General features: G+C 72.3%; 6 protein-coding genes and 1 pseudogene. 5 read left to right on the forward strand and 2 right to left on the reverse strand.

The annotated features are described in order from the left end of the window. The coding region (locus tag ABZ215_RS43295) for a 30S ribosomal protein S16 (RefSeq protein ID WP_354956751.1) at positions 1–118 on the reverse strand (118 nt) is incomplete at its 3' end. On the opposite strand from ABZ215_RS43295, the pseudogene ABZ215_RS43300 reads away from it, so the two are divergent. Continuing rightward, a pseudogene (locus tag ABZ215_RS43300) lies at positions 100–225 on the forward strand (glucosamine-6-phosphate deaminase); the annotation flags it as partial. The gene ABZ215_RS43295 and the pseudogene ABZ215_RS43300 sit on opposite strands and share 19 nt — an antisense overlap. Further along, the gene (locus ABZ215_RS43305; protein WP_020416987.1) at positions 222–1,136 is read left to right on the forward strand and encodes a BadF/BadG/BcrA/BcrD ATPase family protein; all 915 of its coding nucleotides are present in this window, start codon (positions 222–224) and stop codon (positions 1,134–1,136) included. The pseudogene ABZ215_RS43300 and the gene ABZ215_RS43305, both read left to right, overlap by 4 nt. 105 nt (positions 1,137–1,241) lie before the next feature. Here the strand turns inward: ABZ215_RS43305 and ABZ215_RS43310 are convergent, their stop codons facing one another. After that, positions 1,242–1,895, reverse strand: coding sequence for a DUF3159 domain-containing protein (locus ABZ215_RS43310; protein ID WP_354956749.1), 654 nt, complete (start codon positions 1,893–1,895; stop codon positions 1,242–1,244). 223 nt (positions 1,896–2,118) lie between these two features. Here ABZ215_RS43310 and ABZ215_RS43315 point away from each other — a divergent pair, with 223 nt between their 5' ends. From ABZ215_RS43315 to ABZ215_RS43325, 3 genes are all read left to right on the forward strand, one after another. Further along, complete coding sequence (locus tag ABZ215_RS43315; protein WP_164470592.1) at positions 2,119–2,922, forward strand: SGNH/GDSL hydrolase family protein; 804 nt, start codon at positions 2,119–2,121, stop codon at positions 2,920–2,922. Between the two features lie 84 nt (positions 2,923–3,006). Next, entirely contained in the window at positions 3,007–3,486 is a 480-nt protein-coding gene (locus ABZ215_RS43320) for a hypothetical protein (RefSeq protein ID WP_027933772.1), read from the forward strand. 2 nt (positions 3,487–3,488) lie between these two features. After that, complete coding sequence (locus ABZ215_RS43325) at positions 3,489–4,367, forward strand: hypothetical protein (RefSeq protein ID WP_237336502.1); 879 nt, start codon at positions 3,489–3,491, stop codon at positions 4,365–4,367. Positions 4,368–4,631: the final 264 nt, after the last annotated feature.

Consider the following 4,631-nt stretch of genomic DNA (forward strand, 5'->3'; position numbering starts at 1 on the left):
ACTTGCCGATCGACTCGATCGCCTTGCCGTCCCGGCGGGTGCGGGCGTCGGCGACGATGATGCGGTAGTACGGCGCACGGATCTTGCCGAGGCGCCGTGGCCGAGGAACTCGCGCCAGTGCTGGAGGTGCTGCCGGTGCAGCGGATCGCGCTCGGGCTGGCGCTGGCCCGCGGCTTCGACCCGGACCGCCCGCGCGGGCTGAACAAGGTGACCAGGACGCGATGAAGTTCGTCCTCGGGGTCGACGCGGGTGGCACGTCCACGCGTGCGCTGGCGGTCGCCGCGGACGGCACGGTGCTCGGCGCCGGGCGCGCGGGCGGCGCCAACCCGAACTCGCACCCGCCCGCGGAGGCGGTCGCCAACCTGGCGGCGGCGATCCGCGCGGCCACCGAGGTCCCCGGCCGGGCAAGCGCTTGCGTCGTCGGCATGGCCGGCACCGCGAAGCTGACCGACCCGGCGGTCGCGGCCCTGTTCGAGCGCACCTGGCGCGACCTGGGCCTCGACCGCGTGGTGGTGCTGACCGACGCGGAGGTCGCGTTCGCCGCCGCCACCGACGCGCCCGACGGGACCGTGCTGATCGCGGGCACCGGCTCGATCGCGGGCCGGATCCGCAAGCGCCGCATGGTCGCCACCGAGGGCGGCTACGGCTGGCTGCTCGGCGACGAGGGCTCCGGGTTCTGGCTGGGTCGGGAGGCCGTGCGCGCCACGCTGGCCGCGCTGGGCCGCGACGGCGACCTCGGCCCGCTGGCCACCGCGGTGCTGGCCGAGGCCGGGGTCGACGCGACCGACCGGAAGTACGCTTGGCGGCGGCTGATCACGGTCGCCAACGCCGAGCCGCCGGTCCGCCTCGCCCGGTTCGCGCCGCTGGTCGCGGTCGACGACCCGGCCGCGACCGACATCGTCGAGCGCGCCGCCGACCTGCTGGTCGCGACCGCGCTGGCGACCCGCGAGCCGGACGAGGACACCCCGGTGGTGCTGGTCGGCAGCGTCCTCGGCGACGGCACCAGGGTCGGCGAGCGGGTGCGGGCGAAGCTGGCCGGGCTCGAGGTCCGCACCAGTTCGGACGGTGTGCTCGGCGCGGCCTGGCTCGCCGCCGTCGAGGCGTTCGGGGAGGCCGCGGCGCGCCGTCCGGGCTGACCGACCAAAGATCCGGGCGTTTTTCGTGCGCGGAGCACGAGTGCCGGGCCCGCCGCCCGTCGTACGGTGTGGGCGGCCCCCGGACCTCCCCCTCGCCGGGGGCTCTTACTCGCGCCCGGACTCCGGCACGACGCGCAGCCCGGGGTGCTCCTTCGGCAGCGTCCGGTACAGCACCCAGCCGCTCACCGCGATCGTCAGCGCCTGCAGCGGCCAGGTCATCACTGTGCGCGCGACGCCCAGCGCGACCAGCTCGCCCGCCCACCACAGCGGCAGGTAGACGACCACGCGCAGCACGTACTGCAACGACCACACCAGACTCGCCCGCGAGTAGGCGCGCAGCAGGTCGGGATCCTTGCGCCAGCGGGTCTTCTGGCCGAGCAGCAACCCGACCACGACACCCAGGAGCGGCCACCGGACGACCACACTGGCCACCCACAGCAACGCACTGGCCACGTTGGACAGCACCTGGATCAGGAAGAAGTCCTGCGCGCGACCGGTGTGCAACGCGATCAACGCCGCCACGATCACCGCGGCGAGGCTGACCACGACCGCCCGCGCCTTGTCGCCGCGGGTCAGGCGCACCACGCCGACCACCACGGCGGTGGCGATCGCCGCGGCCGCGCCCCAGGCGATCGACGAACCCGCGGCCAGCCAGCCGATCACGAACGCCAGCGGCGGCAGGCTCGCGTCGATCGCACCCTTGCGACCACCCAGGATGCTGCCCAGCGACTCCCTCTGCGGCGTGGCTTGTCCGGTCACCCCTACAGCGTGCCCCAAAACTGTCGGTGCGGGCAGCTACCATCGAGATCTTCGCCACACGATCCGGGCGGACGGCGGTAATGGAGAAGCTCAGGAGGCCGACAACGTAAGAGACTGTGACCTCGCGCTGAACCGACGGTGGCGTAGGTCGGGATTACAGGTGCATCCTGCTGAGTTGTTCGAGGGGCGATCAACACAGGTGCTGGCGAAAGGGGACGGCAGCGTGCGTGAGTACGACAGCTATGTCGCACTGGGTGACAGCTTCACCGAAGGTCTCAACGACTTCAACCCGGACGGGACCTTCCGAGGCTGGGCCGACCGGCTCGCCGAGATCCTGGCCGAAGGACAACCAGGCTTCCAGTACGCCAACCTGGCGCTGCGCGGGAAGATGCTCGCCGAGATCATCGAAGAGCAGGTACCCATCGCCCTCGAGCTCAAACCCGATCTGGTGACGCTGTGCGCCGGCGGCAACGACGTGATCGTGCCCGGCTCCGACGTGGACGAGATCGCGGCGCAGCTCGACGAGGTGATCGGCAAGCTGCGCGCGGCCGGCATCGACGTCCTCGTGTTCAACGGGCCGGACACCAAGCACCTGCCGGTGATGAGCGTGCTGCGCGGCAAGATCGGGATCTACAACGCGCACCTGTGGACCAGCGCGATCCGGCACGGCGCCAAGATCGTCGACCTGTGGGCGATGGACCCGCTGCACGACCCGCGCGCCTGGAGCGACGACAGGCTGCACTTCACCGCCGAGGGCCACCGGCGGATCGCGTTGCGCGCGGCCGAAGTGCTGGGGGTGCCGACGTCGGAGGACTGGCGGGAGCCGTGGCCGGTCGTCGACGCGCGGGCGGACTGGATCACCAACCGCCGGTCGGACCTGGCGTGGACGAAGACGCACCTGCTGCCGTGGATCCGGCGGCAGCTGCGTGGCGAGTCGATGGGCGACGGGCTGTCGCCGAAGCGGCCGCAGCTGGAGCCGTTCGCGGTGCGCCCGCCGGTGTCGGACGACCGCGCCCCGGCGAGCTGAGCGTCACACAGCTGTTGGTAGGCCCACCCGTCGCCCACCGCCACCCTCAACGGAGACGCTGCGCGTCGCTGATAACTTCATGACATGCCGCTGCCCCATTGGACCCCGGAGGGGGTTCTTCCGACTGGGCGGCTTCCGGCGGACGTGGCCGACATCTACGAACGTCTCGTCTTCGACGCGCCGCACCAGAACGCCCGCGAGATCCTGTTCAGCGCTCTGAACAGCTATCTCGGCGCGGTCGCCCGGATCATCCCGAGCGGCCGCGCCTGGATCGGCGGGCAGTTCATCACTCGCACCCCGGACGTGCCCAGCGGGCTCGACGTCGTGCTGATCCCGGACGACTGGGGCAGCCTCAAGCGCATGACGGGCCGCGTGCGGGACGCGCTGTACGGGCTGCTGACCCTGCGCGGGGTCATCGTCGGGCAGCCCGCGATGTACCTCGATCAGGTACAACCCGTCGGGGGTCTGCTCGACGGGTTCCTGTGCTTCCCCGGTGACGAGGAGACGTGGGCCAACACCTGGTCGTACGAAGGGCGCCGCGGGTTCCCCGAGGTGGTGTGGTGATGATGGACTTCCGCCGGATCGCCGACGAGATCCCGGGCGGCACGTGGCTGGACGACCTGGCGCGCGCGTCGGCGATGGCCGCGCACGCGAAGTTCGAGCGGACGGCCCGGTCGCCGTTGCTGCGCGTGTCGATGCTCGGGTCGACGAACCTGGACGCGTACACGTTCTCCGACATCAGCCGCGCGCTGCAGGACGCGACGGCGAAGGTCGGGCACATCATCCGGAACCCACAGGGCGAGATCACCTACGTCCAGCAGACCGACCGCGACAAGGCGCCGCTGATCCAGCGCGGCCAGGCGGGCAACACGATCTTCTTCGGTTTCCCCGAGCCGGCGCCGGACGACGCGCTGATCCACGACGGGATCGAGACGCTGTCCGAGCGCGCGGTGAAGGAGCTGTGCGACTTCCTGCCCGCGAACGGCTCCGACGACGGCGCGCTGGACGCGGTGCTGCTGCAACGGGACACGGTGCGCAACGCGGTGAGCGACATCGTCAGCGCGGTCGTCAAGAACACCGGCATCGGGCTGCAGCTGACGCCCACCGCTGGTGAGGACGTGACCCGCAGCATGACGACCGACCAGGCGAAGGTGCTGCACAACAGCCTGCGGGAGTCGCGGGAGGAGGTCGGCTACGAGACGGTCTCCGGCCGGCTCGACGGGGTCCGCACGCGCCGCCGGATCTTCTACCTGGAGCGCGAGTCCGGCGGGACGATCCAGGGTGCGGTGGCGCCGGACCTGCTGGACCAGATCAAGGAGAACCTGGACCGCCCGGTGACGGCCCGCCTACGGGTAGTCCGCACGACGACGATCGACGGCCGGCGCGGCCGCCCGGTGCACGAGCTGCTGGAGATCACGCCGGAAGTGAACCTGTTCGACCAGTGAGTTTGGTCGGCGCTGGGGCCGCGGGCTGGGTTCCGCGTGGCGGGGTTGGCACCGCGGGGCTCGATGCGGCACGGCTCGGTCCGGCGGCGTGACGCGGCCCGGCGTGGCTCCGCCGGCGGCGTGACGCGGCCCGGCGTGGCTCGACCGGCGGCCTGACGCGGCCCGGCGCGGCTCGACCGGCGGCCTGACGCGGCCCGGCGCGGCTCGACCGGCGGCCTGACGCGGCCCGGCGCGGCTCGACCGGCGGCCTGACGCGGCCCGGCG

The organism is Amycolatopsis sp. NPDC006131 (assembly GCF_040614175.1).
In the GTDB taxonomy this organism is placed as follows: Bacteria; Actinomycetota; Actinomycetes; order Mycobacteriales; family Pseudonocardiaceae; genus Amycolatopsis_E; species Amycolatopsis_E tucumanensis.